This window comes from Enterobacter dykesii, assembly GCF_008364625.2.
GTDB lineage: Bacteria > Pseudomonadota > Gammaproteobacteria > Enterobacterales > Enterobacteriaceae > Enterobacter > Enterobacter dykesii.
Window position 1 is genome coordinate 3,890,448 of the sequence record NZ_CP126604.1, and the last position, 20,126, is coordinate 3,910,573.

The following is a 20,126-nucleotide window of genomic DNA, read 5'->3' on the forward strand; positions in this document are numbered from 1 at the left end:
CGGCAGCAACGAGACGGGGTTTTCTGCGGGATGATACAACAAGCGGTCCAGACGCCAGGCGGCCTTTAGCGCGGGGAAATTAGTCCTCCCACTGGCTGACGAGCTCGCCGTTGACGTACAGCGCCTTCGGCCGCGTGACGGGCTCCGGCAGCGGCGGCTCGGGGGAATACGTCGCGTGGAGAGCGCCCTGCTCCTGGGAAACAAGAATACGCTCGGTTAACTGCACGCTGATGGTGATATCCATCGTATCGTCATCGTTTAAGACGATCGCGAAGGTGTAACCGTTTTTGCGTCCTTCATCGAGGGTAAAAATATCCGGCTGGTTTTCCCGAAGCCAGGACAGTACCGGGACGAAAAATCCCTCGCTGTCGCCGGTGAAGCCGCTGACCTTCGCGCTCAGCGCATACCGCTTTTCAAAGGAGAGCGAGGAGGCCAGCCGGGCGTCAATATTACCGCCTCCGACCGACATCTGCAGGCGCTCCGGGTTGGCATTGAGTTGGGGGATCGCGTCAATTAATGCCTGACGCAGGCTCTTGAGTTTGTGCATCGAGTTTATCCTGACAGTCTTTGATGGTTTCAACCTGCAGCGCGCAGGCGATAAGGGCGTATTCCAGCCTGCGAATATCCGCGCTGAGATCGCCGTTAGTGGCGGGTTCGCTTCCCGGCATCGGGCAGCGGCTCACCTTCGGGCAGGCGTTGTAAACAATGGGCTGCGGAGGCGCAGGCGGTGCGGGTGTGCAACCTGCGGACAGCATCAGGCAGCTGAGCGGTATACCAGCGGCGTAACGCTTCATTTTCATTGAGTAATCTCCCGATAGTCGCTTCCCGTCTTGCTCTCTCCTCGCCCGCAGTAACAAGCTCCTCACGGAGCCTGACCTGGGCGTTTTCATTTGCTCTGGCCATCCGCTGCGACAGGGACAGCTGCTGGTTAAGCGTGGCGAGGGCCGTTTTTTGCTCGCTGGCGACCCGATTGGCCGTAGCTAAGGAACGGGACAGGTTCAGGTTGTCATGACGAAGCCACAGCGCGATGGCCAGCAGCCCGGCCAGCGCCAGCATGAGCGTTCTCATGGCAGCCCCTTCATGCACCAGGCCTTCTCGCGGACGCGACGGTTTTCCAGGCCGGCATTTTTGACGCCGTTAACGTACACCCAGCGGGTAAGCTGCCCGCATGCCTGCAGCCACTGTTTACGTTTGATAAAGGACACCAGCGTCGAACGGCAGGCAGCGCCTGCGCCGACATTAAAGGTAAAACTCACCAGCGCGTCATAGACCCGGGGCGGCATCTCCACCGGCGCACACGCCGCCAGACGCCGCTCAACGTTGAGCACATCAGCGACCAGATTTACCGCAGCCTCACGCTCGGTAATGTCCCGCGTCGGCACAACGTTTGCCGTGTGGCCAATGCCGGACGTCCATACGCCAGCGCTACACCGGTAGGGCGAGAGGCGACATCCTTCGAGATCGGCAATCAACGCCAATCCTTCCGGGGACGTTTTCAGTAATCGAAAGTCAGGCATCAGCACCGCCAGGGCCAGCACGCCGGCGACGCTGCAACGCTTAATGATTGAGTTCACGAATGCTCTTCTTATCGAGGCCAAGAGACTGGAGATAGCGCCAGGTTTTTCGCTTAAACCAGTAATTCGTTAATGCGGTAAAAATGGCGCACAGACTCCCCACGTACAGCGCGACTTTTTCAGGAGACATCGCCCCGAACCAGGCCAGCGCCACGGCCAGCCAGTAGGCGATAACCGTGGTGATTTTCTCCAGGCTCAGTCCCATAGGTTTATGGATTCTTTTGTGGGGGCGCTATTTACCTCCGGCATCTCTACCGGCGTGCCGTGAGGCAAGATAACGCCTAAATCCGCGAGGCCAGGATTGGCCTTCAGAACGGCTTCAACGACGCCAGCCGTGCGCCCATAAAAGCGGGCGCAAACGGCATCAAGCGTGTCCCCCTGCATTGCATAGATTTTCATCAGACGCTCCCAACATCCGGTTTCCAGGTACTGTAGAGTTTCCCGGGCCAGCAGGCTTTTCGCTATCGCTGAGAGATGGACAATCGCGGGCACAACAGATCGTCCGCGCGCAGCGAAGCGTGGGTCAACGAAAGCGCAAAATCTGAATGAGGGTGTGGCGTTCGGGTAATAACGCTGGGCTAGCGCCAGCTCTCGTCTTCCCAGACTTCCCGGAGGATAGCGTCCAGCGCCTCGCGATCGGCTTCTTTTTCAAGCCCCTGGAGCTCGACCCCCGTCACCGATCCGATTTTCACGTTCACCCGCGATGACGGAAACAGGGAGCCTATTCTGCGGGTCAGTTCGCACTGAAAGGCCTCAACGACGGCATGGCCAATCTGCTGATCTTTATCGAGAGTAATGTTCACCCGAACGTTGCCCTCTTTTTTGATTCGTTCCGGAACAGGCGATGCTGAGAACACAACGGTAAATGCGTTGTTCTTGATTAAATTTCCCCGCGCAATCTCAGCAATCAAATTCAGGGCAATCTCACGATCTCTTTCCTGACACGTTCCTTCCGTCGTCAGTCGCGCAATCAGCTCGACTCGTTCAATCATGACCTGCTCGTTCAACTCTCTGTCCACACAACCTCCACCACGAGATACTGTATAAACATACAGTAGCACGTATTCATAAAAAGAGTGAAGCGAAAAATCAGACCCCTTCACGGTATGTACATGATATGGATGGAGATTAGCGGGCTCTCTGAGCGAAGCGATCCGTTAAATACCCAATACGTTCAAGGATTTTCCGCGCCTTTTGCTGGTAAGAACCCGGTGCCGGAAATAGCGATCCGTCAGCTGCGCCCCTGCACCATTTATCGTTAAAGCGGCTGATGCCTCCCGACATCAGATGCAGGGCTTCTGCCCGGCTGATGGCTATCCCGGTAGCGAGTCCTATCTCATCGATCACCTTCTCCGGTACCCCGTTCTGCGGGTCGCTCGCGTAGACGACGGACGCTGTAGCGCCGGGGCGGATGAATTTGATGCGTTCGGTTAACGCCCGCCTCGCACGCCGGCTAAGAGATTGAGAAAGATCGGTCAGCGTACAGTTATTGACAGAACTCCGAGAGGAGACAGGCACGTTCTTAACATCCGCGGCCCGCCTGGGGACAATTTTCCACTGCGTGAGTCGGGTTACAATCGGGCTGCCCGCGCCAACGGCGGAATCGTACACGCCGCGGATGCGGACCGTTTCCTCGCCGTACTGGTTAAACCCGGCGCGCGACTCATAAAGCGTGCGCACCTGTAAATCATCGCGACGCACAAACGGCCCGCCCTGCGCAGTGACGTAACCCGCCCAGTCCCCGGCGTCGGCAGCTTCATGGACGGCGGCAAACTCAACGCTCAGACCGCGCGCGGCATCGGTATCCGCCAGACGTCGCAGCTCGCGGTAGACCGTTACCGGCGCGCCGCCGATGAACTGAAACTGGCGAATGTGCCAACGTCCCGCCCAGGCCGACACGGCGGACGCCGTCTCCTTCAGAAGCCCGCCGCTTTCGTTATCGGTCTCGCCATCGAGCGCATAGCCGTCGATATTCTTTGAGATGTATTTGGCGATATAGCCGGTAGCGCTGCCTTTCTGAGGATCGATCGCGTCCGCGTGAAAGCGCGCCTGTCTGGCGCTTTCGCTCTGCAGCTCAACGGCATCCTCCTGCCGGGCGTAATCCCCGATAATCCGGCGAACGCATTCGACGTCTTCAGGCAGCATAAACATCAGCATGTGCCAGTGGGGCGTACCGTCGTGATGGGGTTCCGCAACGCGGATACCAAAGATACGGCGCCCGTCCCGGTGGAGCTTTGCGCGGATACGCGCCCAGAGACGGGTAAAGTAGATTTGCGTATCCGCCGGGCTGGCCCCGTTCCACTTCGCGTTGGGGAAGCCTGATTTCAGCGTCGCGTGATACTGAGCGGGCGCGGTTAAGGTATAGAACTCGCCCACGTAGCCCAGCGCCTCACAGATATTTTCAAATCCGCGGATACGGGTCATCAGTTCACAGCGACGTATCGCCGGGTTGGCCACCGAGATGTCGTATTTTTCAATCAGGCTGATGCGGTTGCCCTCTTCATCTTCCAGCTCCATGCCCTTGAGAAATTCGCGTGTGCGGCGCTTCTGCTCGCGCCACTCTGTCACGCAGCGTTTGCTCGCATACGCCGCTCTCCGTTTGCTGACGTTGCCGAGGGCAATCTGCAGATGCTCGCGCCAGGCAGCCGCGACCCGACGCAGGCGCCCGCGCCACCACGCCTCGGAAAACATGCGGATCACCGCCGCGGCAACGTCCTCTTTGTTGAAAAACGTCTTCGACACCCGCTCCCAGTGCGGAGGCGACACGTTGAACTGCCGGGCGATCAGCCCTGCGCGCTGATACCAGACGTACAGCGTCTGGTATTCGCCCATTTCAGCATCGTTAATATTCGCCAGCTCGCCGCGAATAAAGCTGGCGATATCTGCGGCCAGCAGGTCGATGTCCGCGCGGGACATATCCGGAAGGCGGTTATAGCGGGCAACCAGTTCGACCATCCGCGAGGCGAGGTATTGCAGAAGCTGAGTGTCGAAATGGCCGTCGAACACGATCCTGGAGACCTCGTCGTGCAGGCCTGTGCAGGCATAGCGATCAGAGACCCGCCGCAGGCGAGGTAACATCCTTTTGCAGAAGCGGATCAAAAAGGCGTTAGCCTGCGGGCTGCCCCGATGCTGTTCGAGGGCGTCAACCGTGCGCCAAATTTCGAAGCGTACGCAGTCAGGCTGCTGTGAGAGGGAAATTCTTGCCTGCTGCAGTGCCGCGAAAAGGCGATCGCGGCGCTGCTGTTGGGCATGGGTGAGATAAGGGCTGGCAATGGCCAACCGTGGGGCATTCCACGGATAAGCAAATGACGTAGCCAACTTATCCTCCCCGGACGTGTTTATTTTTCATCTCCGCGATCTCCTGGCAGGTTACGCACAGGGCTACGCCAGGCACCGCTATGCGGCGCGCCTCCGGTATCGGGGCATCGCAGTCCTCGCAGAGGAAACGCGAAGGCGATGCGGGTCGTCTGCGGGCGCGATTAATGTACCGCTCTCTGTCTTCCTGCTCGCGCGCCTGCGCAAGATCGATAAAATCGGCCATCAGTGCAGCTCCTGGGATTCGCGCTCGTAGCGGGCCGCCTCATGGCACAGCAGTTCGGCAACATCTTCTCCGCTCATGCCGGTTTTGTAGATATGGCTCGCCAGGGCCTCCAGACGAAGGGAGACCGCGAGGGCTCGCGCGCATCGTTCCTCTGTTTTTGCCTCTGCCAACAGGCGCTTCAGTTCTTCACTTCCGGTTGGATAAGAGCGGTTTTCACTGTTTCGCATCACGCGTTCTCCTTAAATTCAGGCAACAGAGTGCCCGGCGGGTTTACGCCATTAGGTTTCTGGTTGGGTTATATCGGCATGGTCAGCCGTTCAGGAAATAAACTCACGACAGCACGAAAATGATTCATGGCGTTAATCAGCGCCCTTTTCTCCTCTGTGGTTAGCTCACCGAGCTCGCACTCATGACGGGCGACAGGCAATCTCGCCAGGAAAAAGAGGGCGGCCAGCGCCCTGCTGTTCTCCTCAAAACAGGGATCGCGCTTATCGCGCATGTCAGCCATAAACCGCGCCAGCTCTTTTCCGCTATCGCTCCCGTATCGGGCGCGAAGTTCAGCGACGTGGTTAAGGCCGCTAAGGCGAGCTCCCACGCTAAGTGGACCCCCTTCACGGGCAGCTTCTAACGCCATATCTCCCCTCGCGTAAATTCACGCACGCTAGTGCGCTGAAATCGGGCAGAGCACGGTTTTTTCCGCCGTTTGATGATTGCGATTTCAGATGCCATGCTGCATGATTCCCATTTTGATAATGTCTGCAATCACTAGCCTCTGTTTGCCAACGTCTGCCGCTGATTGCCCGAATTTATAATGATACTAATACCCAAATGAGTATTAGTAAACACCCAAAGGAATATATTTTGATTTTAGATTCTCAAGTGAATAATGAAGAGTTACTCGATAGAATCTGTCAGGTATATGGTTTCACGCAGAAAATCCAGCTGGCCCGGCACTTTAATATCGCCGCCAGCTCGCTTCAGAACCGCTACGCGCGCGGCACCGTCTCTTATGACTTTGCGGTTCAGTGCGCGCTGGACACCGGCGCCAGTCTTCGCTGGCTGATGACCGGACAAGGTGCGCAGTTTGAAGGTCACCCCGCGCCGGGCGATCCGGTTTCGGTTTCCACATTCACACTGAGTGATGGAAGGCTGGAAGAAAATACCACTTTGAGTATTGACTCTGGTTTCTTTAGCAAACCGCTGGCTCGCGGCATCGCCGTTCGGGCGGAGGGGAAGCTGCACTTTGTTGAAAAAGAAGCATCGTTAACCGACGGCCTGTGGCTGGTTGAGATTGAAGGTACTGCCAGCATCCGCGACCTCACGCTGCTGCCGGGTAAAAAACTCCACGTGGCGGGCGGCAAGGTTCCGTTTGAATGCGGTATCGACGAGATAAAAACGGTGGGGCGTGTGGTGGGGATTTACAGCGAGGTTAATTGAGGGTGGGTCGTGAGAATCCTACCGGCGGTTGGATTTGCGAGCACTTACCAGACGGTGCAAAAGGCAATCGTATCAGAAAGAAATTCGCCACCAAAGGCGAGGCGCTTGCGTTTGAACAGTACACCGTTCAAAACCCGTGGCAGGAGGAAAAGGAAGACAGGCGCGCGTTAAAAGAACAGGTTGACTCATGGTATAGCGCTAGACGGCTTAAAACGCCAGTTAGCTATGCACCATGCGTTTGAGTGTATGGGCGAACCTCTTGCACGCGATTTCGATGCGCAGATCTTTTCCCGCTACCGTGAAAAACGCTTAAAAGGTGAGTATGCGCGTTCAAACAGGGTTAAAGAAGTGTCGCATTGCACGCTTAATTTTGAGTTGGCCTACTTCCGGGCGGTGTTCAATGAGCTAAAACGCCCTAGAGAATGGAAGGGTGAAAACCCACTGAAATACATGCGCCCATTCCGCACAAAAGAAATGGAAATGGAATGGCTAACTCACGACCAAATATCGCAACTGCTCGGAGAGTGTAAACGACATGACCACCATGATTTAGAAACCGTGGTAAGAATCTGTCTCGCCACTGGCGCACGATGGTCTGAGGCCGAGAATCTGAGAAAAAGCCAGCTCGCGAAATACAAAATCACATACACCAACACGAAAGGCAGAAAAAACCACACTGTCCCAATCAGCAAAGAGCTCTATGAGTCTCTGCCTGATGATAAAAAAGGCCGGTTATTTAGTGATTGTTATGGGGCGTTCCGGTCAGCTCCGGAAAGAACAGGCATCGAACTACCGGCAGGACAACTTACCCACGTTTTGCGCCACACCTTCGCCAGCCACTTTATGATGAATGGTGGTAATATTTTAGTTTTACAACGAGTGTTAGGCCACACAGACATAAAAATGACAATGCGATATGCACATTTTGCCCCCGATCATTTGGAAGATGCGGTTAAACTTAACCCACTGAGCTTCATACAAAAGTAAACTCAACGAATTTGTGAGTTTTAAATAGGGTGTCACTTTAAACAGCCACACCCCAAAATTAGGGAAACATACAATAGGAATAATTAATTAATATTAGACAGGCACGCCCATAAGCTTGAGAAGCTCAGTATATTCATTTTGTTTTTTAACTTCATCTTCTTCATCCTTATAATCAAATAGGTCAGGAAATAAAAGACCCCCTTCGATAGTAACTTTTATTCTATGATTAACACCAGTTTCTGTATCCTCCTTAATGACATCATTCACAAAAAAGTAATCATAAAGCTTTTTTAGATTATCATCATCAGTCATAAATGTTGTCCTTAAATATCTTGCCTGACCTAATCGGGCCTTGGATTCAATTTCCTTGGACAACTTACCTATACGACTAACGGTTTGTATATCAGCTAATGCATTACTTGAATTGAATTTATCCTGGTCATCTTTAAATTTCATAACCTTTTTTGCTGGAATACAGCCATAGATACATGCAAGAGTAGTAACCACTACTGCACTAAATTTATCAATACCTAATTCACTGGATTTTTCAATGACTTGCTTGGATGCAGCCAATCTTTTTGCAGGCGGAAGAGTATTAGCAAGACCTAACGAATTCACATAAAAAAGGAAATTATGATAGTTTTCCCCTGTTGCTTCAGGATGCTCATTTTTCATTTCCTCAACATACGACTCTGTAAACTCTACTTTTTCAATTACCCTAGCTTTTTTGAAGAATCCATTTAAAGCCTTAAGGTCTCGTCCAACTTCCTCTTTTAACTCATCCCGAGATTTATCATTAAAACGATCACTAACCTTTTCCATCATCGCAGGCAAACATGAAATAGCATTATGAGGTAAGTCAATTTCTTCCAACAGTTTCAAAAAATCATACTTATTCTTGAAACGCTCACTTTCATTAATATATTTTTCTTTGTTTTTAATGTTACTAATACAACAGATATCCAAAAAGTATACGGTAGGTATTATATCGTTCCATTCTTTGTAGAATTTTAAAAACGCTTGACTTTCTGGAGAATTATCCAGCGTTAATTTAAGCCTGCTCTTTTCCATCAATAAATTCCTTATCGAATATAATTTAAAATTCAGATCTTCATATCTTTATTAACACAAGTTCACAGGGAAAAGCTTTACTTTTGATCACATAGTCAAAAAAAAATGATATCCGAAATGGCTGAATAACGTTGAATTTTGGTTTGAAGAATGGCGATAAAAATGGCGAACAATGGGTAATATTCGGCAAGCAGTGACAATCTATGTCAATGATAAATAACGCAATCCATTGATTTTTAGTTGTCCCGGTAGGAACTCATAATCGCTTGGTCGCTGGTTCAAGTCCAGCAGGGGCCACCAAATTTTAGCTTTGTAATCATATAATTAAGCCACTCCGACGAGTGGCTTTTTTCTATGTTACTGACAGCGGCCCTTTATCGTCCCCCTACTTCTTAACTGAACCCGTTCCCAATCCAGACCCCAACTGTATGACGCAGAGCAGAGCTGGCTTAACTTCGCCTCGACGACCACCTTGTGGGTCAGTTTTATGATTAGCTTTTGTATCGAGTGAAATGCCGGTAAATTTTTTTCGTTGCCAAAATGGCGAGTACGCCCAGGAGAATTGAAGCTAAGCCAAGGAAAACTAGTAAAGAAAGGAGATGACTGAACAAGCCACCAAAGCTTGTGAAATCACTCAATCGTGCAAACTGCTCCGGAGTGAGTACACGAACGACGATCTCTGGAATAGTTAGAAAGAAAATAATTACTACCAGAACATAAATTGTCACTCTACCGCTTTTTTTCATTATCTTCCTTGCCCCCTATGACAATGATGATCAATTATTGACAGGGTCATGTTACAACAAGGGAAATTACAATGGCAGACGGCTATGCAAAAATGAAGCTGCAATCAGAAAGGAATTTAGCTCTGGCGCTTACCAAAGCATTGCGAGAAATACAAGCCACCAATATGAGCACTATCGAAAATCTGAAGCTTGGTACACAGCGTTTAATCAACTATGGCTCGTGCTTGATACCAGACGATTACTATCGCAATACCTGTCGCGAGCTAATAAATGAGGACCGCCGTCTAACATTAGCACTTGCTGAAATCTATAATCGAAACGATGTTGCTCTTGATATGGTTGAGATTTACTTTCGGAAAACTCTTAAACGACTTGGAGAGCAAAAGAGTAGCAATCTCGCTGTCTTTCTTAAAAAGGAATTAGGCGATAAGGCTTATGAGTACGCCGAAAAATCCAGCAAACTAGCGCTGTCCTTAACTATTGCAAAGCTCATAATCAGTAGTGGTGATTTTCATCAGTCGCATATCAGAATGGTCAATTCATTATCATCAATGTACGTTAACGGTGCCATAATCTATTCGAAAGCACAGGTGGCTGCATTAGCGGCTAATAAGCTCAAATTTCAGGATTCAGCATATTATCAGGCCTTGTACCAACAGAATCTTGAGATGCTTTACTTTCTTATTGAACCACAAATGACAAAAATAATTTATCAAGTTGAATCAGGTGGGAACAATGAGGAAATAATCGGCGATGCTTTATATGAGTTATTAAAAAGATGAAACGAGCAATATTATGGTTTCTGCAGTCTTATATTTATTACATCCCTATAGCACTCATCGTTGCTGGTGCTTATATATTCGCGCGTTTCCTGCCTGACTATTTTGGTTTTCTTACTTTTGCATGGATCATCATTGTTACCTATTTTTATGTAAAACATAATCGTTGGTTCTGATGGGAGCAGGGAAATCAACAGCCCTGACGCGCGCAAAAAAAGCCAACCCCGTACTCTCCAGGTGTTGGCCCTATCTTAAAGCTGCGACAATCTCACCATGTTAAAACACGTACGCATGTCCAGCAAAAATTCGTTAGAAACGATATGTGCCTTCAATCTATATACAGATGCTCAACCGGCGTGTAGCTACGCCTGCATCTAACGCGAAGTCAGATAATTTTACGCGAGCCGTATTCACGGCCAGGATTGTCCTGCCTGCTGCCTGAGTATTCCTTCTCTTACCCCCACACTGCCCGCCCCCCCGGAAAGGAACTAGAATCCCTCTGGTATCCATCTCTCTGGCCCACTGCCTAATCTACAGATATTTTACCGAATCGTAATGCCTTTACTTGCGTATTTAGCGTAGGGATCCGCCTTGCTTCAGAGATTATTTCCTTATATTTCAATGAATTATATTTAACTTCAAAAAGCAACTCTCTTATTCTTCTGTTAAGCGCCCATCTTCACACTCTGTAAATTCTAAAGAAATCCCCCATCGCGCCGATCATCATCCGTGTGTATTATTTCCTGTAGCTTTTACAACAACTAACCTTAACTCAAATACTTAAGCGCCAAAGCGAAAGGCATCATGAGCACACCGATCAAACGGCTAGAAATCATTAAAAATGCCATTGAACTGGAAGATGACGACATCATCCAGAGCCAGCTGACACGCCTGAAAAATGAAGCGTTTGACGATGAGCTACAGGCAATCGTCGTGGCGCTTGAGGAGAAGAACTACACCTCTGCGATGGCGGCCATTACCGCCTGGCTGCAGGGTCAGCGCGCCGTGACCCAGTGGCGCGATCCGCAGGTGGCCGCCAGCAAGCTGGAGCTGAAGGCGCTGGAAGAGCGTCTGCGCGATCTGATTGACCGGCGCAACGCCCGGGTGCAACAGCTTGATGAGTTCAACGATCTCTATTTTTCTCGCCTCGGACCGCTGATGCAGCAGATCCTCGCCCTGCGTAAAACGCTGGCCGAGCTCAACCTGCGTCGTCAGCAGGCGGAAGCGCGTCGTCGCGAGGAAGATTACCGTCGCTGCCAGCGCTATATGGCGCAGGCGGTAGAGGTGCTGACGACGCTCACCCAGCGCTGGCGCGATCTCCCGGCCGACTCCGTGCAGGCAGCCGAGGCGCGTAAACATCTGGAGCAGCAAAGCAATCTCATCGCCAACCTGCTGGCCGAAGCGCTGGAGCTGGAGAGCGGCTTAACGCGCGAAGAGGAGCCTGCGCGTCAGGCGCGCGACGACGCTAATGAAGAGTACGAGAAATATCGCGAGCAGCATCACGATGCCGAAGTGCGGCTGCGCAAGGGTAAGGATCTTTCGGAAGAGGATCGGAACGAGCTGAAGCGTCTCTGGCGGCAGGCGAGCAAGCTCTGCCACCCGGACCTGGTTGCAGACGATCTGAAAGAGGAAGCCAACGCGATGATGGTCCAGCTCAACCAGGCGAAGCAGCGTGGCGACGTTAAAACCATTCGCTCACTGGTGGCCCGCCTGCAGCAGGGCTTTGAGCCATTGATGGCAAGCGACAGGCTGAACGATCTGGAACGTATCCGCAAAAAAATGGCGCAGGTTCGCGAGCAGATAGACATTTTAGTGAACGAGCTGGCAGAGCTGGAGAAAGAGGAGTCCTGGCTTCTGGTCTCGTCGCTCAACAATATGGAAGCGTACTTCGCTCAGCAGGAGAAAGCGCTGCACGAGGTCCGCGCCTCGCTCGAACATCAGGTGAGCGAAGCGCAGCTGGATTCCGCCGCCTGATTATTTGGCGTGCCAGTATGCGCTGGCACGCACCAGCTGTGGGTCAATCGCGTCGGTTTCAAACTGACGGCTCAGCGTCTTCACCACCTTCCCTTCCCCGGTCAGCCAGATGAAGTAATCTTCCCCTGGGACGGTCAGCGCCGTCAGATGGTCCGCTACTGCCTGCTCGCTGTGGCCCACCACCCAGGTGATGTTGAATTCACTCAGGTGCGCCAGATACGCCTTATAAGAATCGTCTCCGACCGTCACAACCGCATGAATTTCCGGGCGAACCGGCAGTTTAGCAATGCTCTCTAAGCGTCGACGCAGCGCAGGCATGCCGGACTCGTCGCACACGTACAGCTGCCAGGCGTAATCCTCCGGCACCACCAGCGAACCGCGCGGGCCGCCGATGGTCAGGCTGTCCCCCGCTTTCGCCTCGACCGCCCAGCAGCTGGCAACGCCGCCGTCATGAATGAAGAAATCGAGTACCAGCTCATGATTTTCCTCATCGTACAGAGGCGTATAGTCGCGCGCCTGAGGACGTACGCCGTCGCCCCAGTCGATGCCTTCATCGGTGACCACCGGCGGTACAAACACCACACCCGGGGCCGGGAAAAAGACTTTGGTATGGTCGTCGAAACCGCGAGAGCTAAAGCCCTCCAGCGCCTCGCCGCCTAAAACAATGCGCTGGAAACCCGCGCTGGCGCGCTCGACGCGGAGCACCGTCAGCTCGCGAAAGCGCAGGTCATTACGAACACGCTGTGGGTAACGGGTAGATGCCATTTATAGCCCCTTCTCTGATGAATACGATATATCTAAATCAATTTTCAAATGATAATGATTACTAATAATGAAAAATGCAAGATCTTTTAGATTGCATCTGAATATATCTTAGATATAGTTTAGATATATCAAATTGAAGGACGTATTATGCGACACGAACACGACAGCGGCGGGCGTCGACCGCGCTTTTTCGGCCACGGCGATCTGCGGCTGGTGATTCTGGATATCCTGACCCGCAGCGCGAGCCACGGCTACGAGCTGATCAAAGAGATCGAGAATCTGACTCAGGGGAATTACACCCCGAGCCCCGGAGTGATCTACCCGACCCTGGATTATCTTCAGGATCAGTCGTTTATCACCATTACGGAAGAAGAGAACGGTCGTAAGACGATTAGGATTACCGCTGAAGGACAACGCTGGCTGGACGAGAACCGGGAACAGCTGGAGCAGATACAGGCACGTATCAAAGCGCGTTCCGTCGGTTTTCAGCTGCGCAAAAACCCGCAGATGAAGCGGGCGCTGGATAACTTCAAAGCGGTGTTAGACCTGAAGGTGAATCAGGGAGAGCTCAGCGACGCGCAGCTCAAGCAGATTATCGGCGTGATTGACCGCGCGGCGCTCGAGATCTCCCAGCTGGATTAAGCCGGAGCGTGCTCGCTCACGCGGAAGACGCGTACCAGCTCTTTCAGGTGCATCGCCTGTTCGTTAAGGGATGCTGCTGCAGCCACAGACTCCTCGACCAGCGCGGAGTTCTGCTGGGTGGTAGCATCAATCAGGCCAATCGCGCTGTTAATCTGCGAGATACCTTCCGTCTGCTCGTGGCTGGCCTGCCGAATTTCCCGCAGGATCACGTCCATCTCTTCCACGTTGCCGACCATCCCGTTGATCAGTCCACTCGCTTTTTCAACCAGGTTCATCCCGTCCTGGGTCTGGCTGGTGGAGCTCTCAATCAGCTCGCGGATTTCGCTGGCAGACGACGCGCTCTTCTGGGCAAGCTGGCGAACTTCACCCGCCACCACCGCAAAGCCGCGACCGTGCTCGCCGGCGCGCGCCGCTTCCACCGCCGCGTTCAGCGCCAGAATATTGGTCTGGAAAGCAATGGCGTCGATCAGGTCGATAATGTCGGACATCCGGTTCGACGTCTCGTTAATCAGGCGCATTTTGCTGGTCACCTGCTTCATCATCTCGCCGTTGTTTTTAACCACCGTGGCGGCATCCGCCGAGAGGTTGGTCGCTTCCCCGGTATGCGAGGCGGTATTTTTCACCGTCGCGGTGATCTGCTCCATCGAGGCGGCGGTCTGTTCTACAGAACTTGCCTGCTCTTCCGTGCGCGCGGCCAGATCCTGGTTCCCGGCGACAATCTGCGCGGCCGCGCTGGAGATATTCTCCGAGCCGGTTTGCACCTGCTGCACGATGTCCAGCAGCCGCGTTTTCATCTCCATCAGCGCATGCAGCAGCAGACCCGTTTCGTCTTTACCGTGTGGCGTGATGCTGCCCGTCAGATCGCCCTCAGAAATGGCTTTTGCAAAATGCACCGCCTCGCCGAGCGGACGAGTGATAGCGCGCACGATAAACCAGCCAATCATGCTGCCTGCCGCAACGCTAAAGAGCGTGAGCAGGATCAGCAGCAGACGGTTAGACCTGAAATCCCCTTCCACCTGCGCGCCAGCGCTCTGCATCTCGCTGTTTTGAATGGTAATCAGCTCCTTCACCTTCGCTTTATAAGCCTGCTGCACGGCGAGGGTGGTGGTCATCATCTCCTGAATAGCACCCGCACGATTGTTGTTCTGCACCGCCTGCAAAATGCGGTAGCGCGAGTCCAGATACTGCTGGCGCACGCTGCGGATTTCCGCCAGCACCTGCTGAGACTTTTGATCCTGCAACGCGTTGTTCAGCTCGCCCAGGATCACCGTAATGTGCTCGCTGATCTCTTTCAGGCGCTGCTGAGATTGCCCCGTGTAAGTGCCCTGCTCGTCCAGCAGCATCAGCTGTTGAGTGCTAATAAATTCCTGGAAGTTATCGATTAACTGGTTCGCTTTTACCGTGGTCGGATAATCACTGGTAATAATCGATTGCATCCCGTTATTAGCCCGGTTCAGGCTCATCAGAGACAGGCTCGCGCTGATGGCCATCAGGACAATAAAGAACCCAAACGCCAGAAATAATTTCGTGCCGATCTTTACGTCATGTAAGAACATATTTTCTCCATCGATGTGATTATTTCTCAGACGATCGCTGTTATCGGTAACGATTTCGCTAACTTTATGAGTTTGATCGTTTTTTTATTTCATAACCGTTGCAATGGATAGGTAGAGACTATTAATATTGCTCCATCGATCGTTACCAGACCACCAGAGGGGTATTTTTCAAAATAGCGTTCTGGATAACTGACTTAGGCAGGAATAAATAACTGAGGCACTTTCTTTAGTTATTTAATATTAAATTAACAATAAACCACATTAATAGTCACAATCAGAAAAATAAAAGCCGCTTATTCCTTACGGAATAAGCGGCTTTTTTGGAACATTACTGGCTCAATGAAGCACAGTCACCGCATCCTTAAGGCGTCCGGCGCGGTGCTTCACCATCGCAGAAATGTGCGCGCTCTCCTCGACCAGGTCGGCGTTTTTCTGCGTGATGCTGTCGAGTTCAGCCACCGCGCGGGTCAGCTCAGAGAGTCCGGTTGCCTGCTCGGAGGTCGCGTGGCTGATCTGGGCGATAAGCTGCGTCACGTTTTTCACCTGCACCACGATATCATCCATCGTGCGGCCTGCGGCGTGAACCTGCTCAGAGCCGGACTGCACCTTGCTGGCGCTGGCATCAATGAGTTTACGAATATCATTGGCGGCGCTGGCGCTGCGGCTGGCGAGATGGCGCACTTCGCCTGCGACCACGGCAAAACCTTTTCCCTGCTCTCCTGCCCTTGCCGCTTCAACCGCCGCGTTCAGCGCCAGAATATTGGTCTGGAAAGCGATATCGTTAATCAGGGAGGTAATCGAGCCAATCCGCTGCGTGCTGTCGGCAATGTCATCCATGGTTTTGACGACGGTCTGCATCGCATTGCCCCCTTTCGTCGCCGCGCTGCTCGCGGCCACGGAGAGTTTGTCCACCTCGGCGGCGGTTTCAGAGTTGCTCTGAACGGAAGCGGCCATCTGGTTCATTGTCGCGACGGTTTGCTGCACGTTCGCCACGGTCTGACGCGTCCGATCGTTCAGGTCTTCATTTCCCTGCGCCAGCCTGTCGCTGCCGTCACGGACGCTTACCACCTGGCTAGACACGTCATTGATTAACCAGCGGCACATCAGGCCCAGCTGCCCGACCGCGCGCAGCGTCAGCCCCAGCTCGTCGCTGCGGTTCAGATGCTGCACGCTGTTGCGCTCACCGGTTGCGACCTTCAGAGCCTGTCGGGCCACATTCTCGATCGGGCGGACAATCTGTTGCTCAAACAGCAATGTCCCCAGCAGCATCACCACCGCGGCAGCAACCAGCGGCATCCACCCGGCGGAGGTCGCGACCAGCGTGGCGGCGAGCAGGGCAAAAAGCACCGCCATCACGCTGCGCACGCGCCAGCGCAGCGGCATCGCCGGCAGTTTGCCCAGCCAGCCTTTTCCAACCACCAGCCCTTTATGAATACGTTTTTTACAGCGCCCGTCGTTCAGCGCCCGGTAGAGCGGCTCTACGGCGGCAATCTCTTCCGCTGTGGCTTTGGTGCGAATGGACATATAGCCCGTGACCTGCCCGTGGCGCACCATCGGCACCGCATTCGCACGCACCCAGTAGTGGTCGCCGTTTTTGCGCCGGTTTTTGACAATCCCGCTCCACGGCTCGCCCTGCTGCAGCGTGTACCACATATCGGCAAACGCGGCTTTTGGCATATCGGGGTGACGAACCATATTGTGCGGCTGGCCCGTCAGCTCATCGAGCTGGTAGCCGCTCACCTGCACAAAGGTGTCGTTGGCGTGTGTGATGTAGCTGTGGACGTCTGTGGTAGACATTAAGGTGGTGTCATCGTCCAGAGGATATTCATTCTGGGTGACATAGGTTGGAGAGGACATGGTGGGCATCCCTTGCAGGTTATTTGAATGTTAATTTTGTGGGTCAATGTTTTTTCGGCGGTAAACAATTTATCTTTAGTTGTTAAACTTGATGAAGATCGCAGATTTGACTTAAACCATACTTTTTGTACGATTTTATAATTCATTGATTTCAAATACTTTCGTAAAGAAATTACCTATAAAGCATGACCAGTTAACGCCCACTTAAGTTGCAGCGAATGCACTTCTTTAGTGCAAATGCGCTTTTCCGCCCACATTTATCCTTTCTGTCCTGTACGGCTAAATCCCGTTTCGGTTGCTCCGGCATGATTAAATATTGTGCAACATTAATTTAACCTGGCGTTTATCCCGATTTTTGTTAAGTCATCTGAAGTGGCGTAATCCCTGCAATACTTAAACCAGTATCATGTGATACGCGATCCCCGGGAGCACATTTTGAACAGGTTACCTTCCAGCGCCTCGGCTCTTGCCTGTACCGCGCACGCACTGAATCTCATTGAGAAGCGAACGCTCGATCATGAGGAGATGAAACAACTTAACCGAGAGGTCATCGATTACTTTAAAGAGCACGTCAATCCAGGGTTTCTTGAGTATCGCAAATCTGTTACCGCCGGCGGGGATTACGGAGCCGTAGAGTGGCAAGCGGGAAGTCTTAACACGCTTGTCGACACCCAGGGACAGGAGTTTATCGATTGCCTGGGTGGTTTTGGTATCTTCAACGTGGGGCACCGTAATCCAGTTGTGGTTTCCGCCGTACAGAATCAACTTGCGAAACAACCTCTCCATAGCCAGGAACTGCTCGACCCGCTTCGCGCCATGCTCGCGAAAACGCTGGCGGCCTTAACGCCCGGCAAACTGAAATACAGCTTCTTTAGCAACAGCGGCACGGAATCGGTCGAAGCGGCGATTAAACTCGCCAAAGCGTACCAGTCGCCGCGCGGGAAATTCACCTTTATCGCCACCAGCGGCGCGTTCCACGGTAAATCTCTGGGCGCACTGTCTGCTACCGCCAAATCCACCTTCCGCAAACCGTTTATGCCGCTGCTGCCGGGCTTCCGCCACGTGCCGTTCGGCGACATTAACGCCATGCGCACCGTGCTGAGTGAATGCCGTAAAACCGGCGATGACGTGGCGGCGGTGATCCTGGAGCCGATTCAGGGTGAAGGCGGCGTGATCCTCCCTCCGCAGGGCTATCTGCCTGCCGTGCGTCAGCTGTGCGATGAGTTTGGCGCGCTGCTGATCCTCGACGAAGTCCAGACCGGGATGGGGCGCACCGGCAAAATGTTTGCCTGCGAGCACGAGAACGTGCAGCCGGACATCCTGTGCCTGGCGAAGGCGCTCGGCGGCGGCGTGATGCCGATTGGTGCGACGGTTGCGACTGAAGAGGTCTTCTCGGTGCTGTTCGACAACCCGTTCCTGCATACCACCACCTTTGGCGGTAACCCGCTGGCCTGTGCGGCCGCGCTGGCAACCATCAACGTGCTGCTGGAGCAAAACCTGCCCGCGCAGGCGGAGCAGAAAGGCGACATGCTGCTGGACGGCTTCCGTCAGCTAGGCCGGGAGTATCCGGACCTGGTACAGGATGCGCGTGGGAAAGGGATGCTGATGGCAATTGAGTTTGTCGATAACGAAACCGGCTACAGCTTCGCGAGCGAGATGTTCCGCCAGCGGGTGCTGGTGGCCGGGACGCTCAACAACTCGAAAACCATCCGCATTGAACCTCCGCTGACGCTGACGATTGAGCAGTGCGAGCAGGTGCTGAAAGCGGCGCGTAAAGCGCTGGCAGCGCTGCGGGTTAGCGTGGAAGAGGCATAAAAATCACCGGGCCTACAGGCGTTTGTAGGCCCGGTTTTTTAGCGGTGAAATTCCGCCACCGTCATGGTGAAGCGAAGCACGGTATCGCCCTCGTTGGCGTAGCCGTGCGCCGCTTCCGTTTTCGCCACAGCCGATGCGCCAGCGTTAACCAGGGTCACCGTCTCATCCACCGTCAGCGTTAAAACGCCTTCGTTCACGTGCAGCAGCTCAAAGGTTCCCGCCGGGTGCCCCGGAGAGGTAAAGCGCTCCCCCGGATACATTTCCCACTGCCAGAGTTCAATCATGTCCGGGCCCGCGGTGCCCGCCAGCAGTCTGGCGCGGCCACCCAGTGCGCCCCGCCACAGCACCGGAATCGCCTCTTCTTCGATAACATGTACCAGCGGCTCGCTGGAGACGTTAACGATATCCGCCACGGAGATGCCGAGCGCGGCGGCCAGCTTGCACAAAATGGCGATGCTGGGGTTGGCTGCGCCCTTTTCGATCTCCACCAGCATCCCTTTGCTGACGCTGGCGCGGCGGGACAGCTCGTCCAGCGACAGCTTTTTCTCTTTCCGCCAGTTGCGGATGCGATTCGCCACGGCCAGGCTTACCTGGGCAACATCGGCACCCGAATCAGTCATTATATTGACTTTATCAGTCATTGGTCACTACCATGGTATAAAACAGTCAATACAGGATTATTTATGTCTCTCGTTACGCCGTCAATAGATTCGCGTCTTGCCGGGATTGCCCCGGGCTTTCGGGCGCTGAGCATTCTGGTTGAAGCTGCGCCGATCACCCATCCGGAGGTAGCGTCCGCCGCGCTGGCGCAGGCCTGCCAGCAGATATTGAATGATGATGTGCCATGGGCTGATGCGCACCTTTCAGGCTGGGATGAAGTGTTTAAAGCCTTCGGCGCGAAACCGAAACGCACACCCTGTTCCGCCGCGGCCCTGCGCAAGCGGGTGCTGAAAGACGGTTCGCTGCCGTCGCTGGATCCGGTGGTGGATATCTATAACGCAGTGAGCATTCGCTACGCCATTCCGGTGGGCGGGGAAAATCTCGCGGCGTATTCGGGTGCGCCGCGTCTGACGCTGGCCGACGGCAGCGAGCCGTTTGATACCTTCAAAGAGGGACACCCAGTGATGGAACATCCGGAACCGGGCGAGGTTATCTGGCGCGACGATCTCGGCGTCACCTGCCGCCGCTGGAACTGGCGCCAGGGGGGGCGTACCCGTCTGGACAGCCAGGCGCAATCTATGTGGTTTATTCTTGAAAGCCTGCCGACGATGCCGCTTGCGGCGCTGGAAGAGGCAGGAGAAGAGCTGGTCAACAACCTGCAGCGGCTGATGCCGGGAGCCACGGCTCGGGTTCAGCTGCTGACGCTGTAGGAGGACAACACG

23 protein-coding genes and 1 pseudogene are annotated in these 20,126 nt (G+C 53.6%); 7 read left to right on the forward strand and 17 right to left on the reverse strand.

All coding sequences use genetic code 11. The features are described 5' to 3' along the window. Nucleotides 1–79: 79 nt before the first annotated feature. The 11 genes from F0320_RS18510 to F0320_RS18560 form a co-directional block, all read right to left on the reverse strand. Nucleotides 80–547, reverse strand: a complete 468-nt coding sequence (locus tag F0320_RS18510) for a phage tail protein (protein WP_126329245.1) — start codon at nt 545–547, stop codon at nt 80–82. Further along, complete coding sequence (gene lysC, locus F0320_RS18515; protein ID WP_229226321.1) at nt 510–755, reverse strand: Rz1-like lysis system protein LysC; 246 nt, start codon at nt 753–755, stop codon at nt 510–512. The genes F0320_RS18510 and lysC overlap by 38 nt, the downstream gene beginning before the upstream one ends. Beyond that, on the reverse strand, nt 643–1,068 hold the full coding sequence (gene lysB, locus F0320_RS18520) for an Rz-like lysis system protein LysB (protein ID WP_047652783.1): 426 nt from the start codon (nt 1,066–1,068) through the stop codon (nt 643–645). Before lysB ends, lysC begins: the two co-directional genes overlap by 113 nt. Then, the gene (locus F0320_RS18525) at nt 1,065–1,574 is read right to left on the reverse strand and encodes a lysozyme (RefSeq protein WP_126329244.1); all 510 of its coding nucleotides are present in this window, start codon (nt 1,572–1,574) and stop codon (nt 1,065–1,067) included. The genes lysB and F0320_RS18525 overlap by 4 nt, the downstream gene beginning before the upstream one ends. Beyond that, nucleotides 1,558–1,779 carry an HP1 family phage holin gene (locus F0320_RS18530; protein ID WP_023309247.1) on the reverse strand — a complete coding sequence of 74 codons (222 nt, stop codon included), beginning with the start codon at nt 1,777–1,779 and terminating at the stop codon, nt 1,558–1,560. Before F0320_RS18530 ends, F0320_RS18525 begins: the two co-directional genes overlap by 17 nt. Next, on the reverse strand, nt 1,770–1,973 hold the full coding sequence (locus F0320_RS18535; protein ID WP_126329425.1) for a tail protein X: 204 nt from the start codon (nt 1,971–1,973) through the stop codon (nt 1,770–1,772). The genes F0320_RS18530 and F0320_RS18535 overlap by 10 nt, the downstream gene beginning before the upstream one ends. A 179-nt stretch (nt 1,974–2,152) precedes the next feature. Continuing rightward, nucleotides 2,153–2,593, reverse strand: coding sequence for a DinI-like family protein (locus tag F0320_RS18540; RefSeq protein WP_126329243.1), 441 nt, complete (start codon nt 2,591–2,593; stop codon nt 2,153–2,155). A gap of 109 nt (nt 2,594–2,702) precedes the next feature. After that, complete coding sequence (locus F0320_RS18545; RefSeq protein ID WP_126329242.1) at nt 2,703–4,892, reverse strand: replication endonuclease; 2,190 nt, start codon at nt 4,890–4,892, stop codon at nt 2,703–2,705. 1 nt (nt 4,893) lies between these two features. Continuing rightward, nucleotides 4,894–5,115 carry a TraR/DksA family transcriptional regulator gene (locus F0320_RS18550; protein WP_126329241.1) on the reverse strand — a complete coding sequence of 74 codons (222 nt, stop codon included), beginning with the start codon at nt 5,113–5,115 and terminating at the stop codon, nt 4,894–4,896. Then, nucleotides 5,115–5,342 (reverse strand): DUF2732 family protein, encoded by a 228-nt coding sequence (locus tag F0320_RS18555; RefSeq protein ID WP_149323901.1) that lies wholly within the window; start codon nt 5,340–5,342, stop codon nt 5,115–5,117. Before F0320_RS18555 ends, F0320_RS18550 begins: the two co-directional genes overlap by 1 nt. Before the next feature lie 68 nt (nt 5,343–5,410). Continuing rightward, a complete protein-coding gene (locus F0320_RS18560) occupies nt 5,411–5,749 on the reverse strand; it encodes a DUF5347 domain-containing protein (RefSeq protein ID WP_126329240.1) in 339 nt (112 codons plus the stop codon). Between the two features lie 194 nt (nt 5,750–5,943). Between F0320_RS18560 and F0320_RS18565 the strand changes: the two genes are divergently transcribed. After that, nucleotides 5,944–6,552: a phage repressor protein CI gene (locus F0320_RS18565; RefSeq protein ID WP_407043995.1), complete on the forward strand. Its 609-nt coding sequence runs from the start codon at nt 5,944–5,946 to the stop codon at nt 6,550–6,552. Nucleotides 6,553–6,554: 2 nt separating this feature from the next. After that, nucleotides 6,555–7,539 (forward strand): annotated as a pseudogene (locus tag F0320_RS18570) (phage integrase). 93 nt (nt 7,540–7,632) lie between these two features. Here F0320_RS18570 and F0320_RS18575 read toward each other — a convergent pair. Next, a complete protein-coding gene (locus F0320_RS18575) occupies nt 7,633–8,610 on the reverse strand; it encodes a hypothetical protein (RefSeq protein ID WP_126329239.1) in 978 nt (325 codons plus the stop codon). A 491-nt stretch (nt 8,611–9,101) separates the two neighbouring features. Beyond that, on the reverse strand, nt 9,102–9,356 hold the full coding sequence (locus tag F0320_RS18580) for a hypothetical protein (protein ID WP_047652775.1): 255 nt from the start codon (nt 9,354–9,356) through the stop codon (nt 9,102–9,104). Between the two features lie 71 nt (nt 9,357–9,427). Here F0320_RS18580 and F0320_RS18585 point away from each other — a divergent pair, with 71 nt between their 5' ends. Both F0320_RS18585 and F0320_RS18590 read left to right on the forward strand, forming a co-directional pair. Beyond that, the gene (locus tag F0320_RS18585) at nt 9,428–10,138 is read left to right on the forward strand and encodes a hypothetical protein (RefSeq protein ID WP_126329238.1); all 711 of its coding nucleotides are present in this window, start codon (nt 9,428–9,430) and stop codon (nt 10,136–10,138) included. Nucleotides 10,139–10,939: 801 nt separating this feature from the next. Next, nucleotides 10,940–12,109: a DNA repair protein gene (locus F0320_RS18590; RefSeq protein ID WP_126329237.1), complete on the forward strand. Its 1,170-nt coding sequence runs from the start codon at nt 10,940–10,942 to the stop codon at nt 12,107–12,109. Here F0320_RS18590 and F0320_RS18595 read toward each other — a convergent pair whose 3' ends face one another. After that, nucleotides 12,110–12,874 carry a siderophore-interacting protein gene (locus F0320_RS18595; protein WP_126329236.1) on the reverse strand — a complete coding sequence of 255 codons (765 nt, stop codon included), beginning with the start codon at nt 12,872–12,874 and terminating at the stop codon, nt 12,110–12,112. A gap of 147 nt (nt 12,875–13,021) precedes the next feature. Between F0320_RS18595 and F0320_RS18600 the strand changes: the two genes are divergently transcribed. Next, a complete protein-coding gene (locus tag F0320_RS18600; protein ID WP_126329235.1) occupies nt 13,022–13,516 on the forward strand; it encodes a PadR family transcriptional regulator in 495 nt (164 codons plus the stop codon). Here F0320_RS18600 and F0320_RS18605 read toward each other — a convergent pair. Beyond that, nucleotides 13,513–15,072 (reverse strand): methyl-accepting chemotaxis protein, encoded by a 1,560-nt coding sequence (locus tag F0320_RS18605; protein ID WP_126329234.1) that lies wholly within the window; start codon nt 15,070–15,072, stop codon nt 13,513–13,515. The genes F0320_RS18600 and F0320_RS18605 overlap by 4 nt on opposite strands. Nucleotides 15,073–15,408: 336 nt before the next feature. Further along, complete coding sequence (locus F0320_RS18610) at nt 15,409–16,929, reverse strand: methyl-accepting chemotaxis protein (RefSeq protein ID WP_047652769.1); 1,521 nt, start codon at nt 16,927–16,929, stop codon at nt 15,409–15,411. A 435-nt stretch (nt 16,930–17,364) separates the two neighbouring features. On the opposite strand from F0320_RS18610, the gene ygjG reads away from it, so the two are divergent. After that, entirely contained in the window at nt 17,365–18,744 is a 1,380-nt protein-coding gene (gene ygjG, locus F0320_RS18615) for a putrescine aminotransferase (protein ID WP_032660397.1), read from the forward strand. Between the two features lie 38 nt (nt 18,745–18,782). Here the strand turns inward: ygjG and F0320_RS18620 are convergent, their stop codons facing one another. Further along, nucleotides 18,783–19,385, reverse strand: a complete 603-nt coding sequence (locus F0320_RS18620; protein ID WP_126329233.1) for a helix-turn-helix domain-containing protein — start codon at nt 19,383–19,385, stop codon at nt 18,783–18,785. A 42-nt stretch (nt 19,386–19,427) separates the two neighbouring features. On the opposite strand from F0320_RS18620, the gene F0320_RS18625 reads away from it, so the two are divergent. Beyond that, on the forward strand, nt 19,428–20,114 hold the full coding sequence (locus F0320_RS18625; RefSeq protein ID WP_126329232.1) for a B3/B4 domain-containing protein: 687 nt from the start codon (nt 19,428–19,430) through the stop codon (nt 20,112–20,114). Nucleotides 20,115–20,126: the final 12 nt, after the last annotated feature.

What these genes read in the sequence shown, in the direction of transcription:
- F0320_RS18510 (WP_126329245.1), bottom strand. Translation starts at nt 547, where the DNA reads ATGCACAAACTCAAGAGCCTGCGTCAGGCATTAATTGACGCGATCCCC.
- lysC (WP_229226321.1), bottom strand. Translation starts at nt 755, where the DNA reads ATGCTGTCCGCAGGTTGCACACCCGCACCGCCTGCGCCTCCGCAGCCC.
- lysB (WP_047652783.1), bottom strand. Translation starts at nt 1,068, where the DNA reads ATGAGAACGCTCATGCTGGCGCTGGCCGGGCTGCTGGCCATCGCGCTG.
- F0320_RS18530 (WP_023309247.1), bottom strand. Translation starts at nt 1,779, where the DNA reads ATGGGACTGAGCCTGGAGAAAATCACCACGGTTATCGCCTACTGGCTG.
- F0320_RS18535 (WP_126329425.1), bottom strand. Translation starts at nt 1,973, where the DNA reads ATGAAAATCTATGCAATGCAGGGGGACACGCTTGATGCCGTTTGCGCC.
- F0320_RS18550 (WP_126329241.1), bottom strand. Translation starts at nt 5,115, where the DNA reads ATGGCCGATTTTATCGATCTTGCGCAGGCGCGCGAGCAGGAAGACAGA.
- F0320_RS18555 (WP_149323901.1), bottom strand. Translation starts at nt 5,342, where the DNA reads ATGCGAAACAGTGAAAACCGCTCTTATCCAACCGGAAGTGAAGAACTG.
- F0320_RS18560 (WP_126329240.1), bottom strand. Translation starts at nt 5,749, where the DNA reads ATGGCGTTAGAAGCTGCCCGTGAAGGGGGTCCACTTAGCGTGGGAGCT.
- F0320_RS18565 (WP_407043995.1), top strand. Translation starts at nt 5,944, where the DNA reads ATGAGTATTAGTAAACACCCAAAGGAATATATTTTGATTTTAGATTCT.
- F0320_RS18575 (WP_126329239.1), bottom strand. Translation starts at nt 8,610, where the DNA reads ATGGAAAAGAGCAGGCTTAAATTAACGCTGGATAATTCTCCAGAAAGT.
- F0320_RS18580 (WP_047652775.1), bottom strand. Translation starts at nt 9,356, where the DNA reads ATGAAAAAAAGCGGTAGAGTGACAATTTATGTTCTGGTAGTAATTATT.
- F0320_RS18585 (WP_126329238.1), top strand. Translation starts at nt 9,428, where the DNA reads ATGGCAGACGGCTATGCAAAAATGAAGCTGCAATCAGAAAGGAATTTA.
- F0320_RS18590 (WP_126329237.1), top strand. Translation starts at nt 10,940, where the DNA reads ATGAGCACACCGATCAAACGGCTAGAAATCATTAAAAATGCCATTGAA.
- F0320_RS18595 (WP_126329236.1), bottom strand. Translation starts at nt 12,874, where the DNA reads ATGGCATCTACCCGTTACCCACAGCGTGTTCGTAATGACCTGCGCTTT.
- F0320_RS18600 (WP_126329235.1), top strand. Translation starts at nt 13,022, where the DNA reads ATGCGACACGAACACGACAGCGGCGGGCGTCGACCGCGCTTTTTCGGC.
- F0320_RS18605 (WP_126329234.1), bottom strand. Translation starts at nt 15,072, where the DNA reads ATGTTCTTACATGACGTAAAGATCGGCACGAAATTATTTCTGGCGTTT.
- F0320_RS18610 (WP_047652769.1), bottom strand. Translation starts at nt 16,929, where the DNA reads ATGTCCTCTCCAACCTATGTCACCCAGAATGAATATCCTCTGGACGAT.
- F0320_RS18620 (WP_126329233.1), bottom strand. Translation starts at nt 19,385, where the DNA reads ATGACTGATAAAGTCAATATAATGACTGATTCGGGTGCCGATGTTGCC.
- F0320_RS18625 (WP_126329232.1), top strand. Translation starts at nt 19,428, where the DNA reads ATGTCTCTCGTTACGCCGTCAATAGATTCGCGTCTTGCCGGGATTGCC.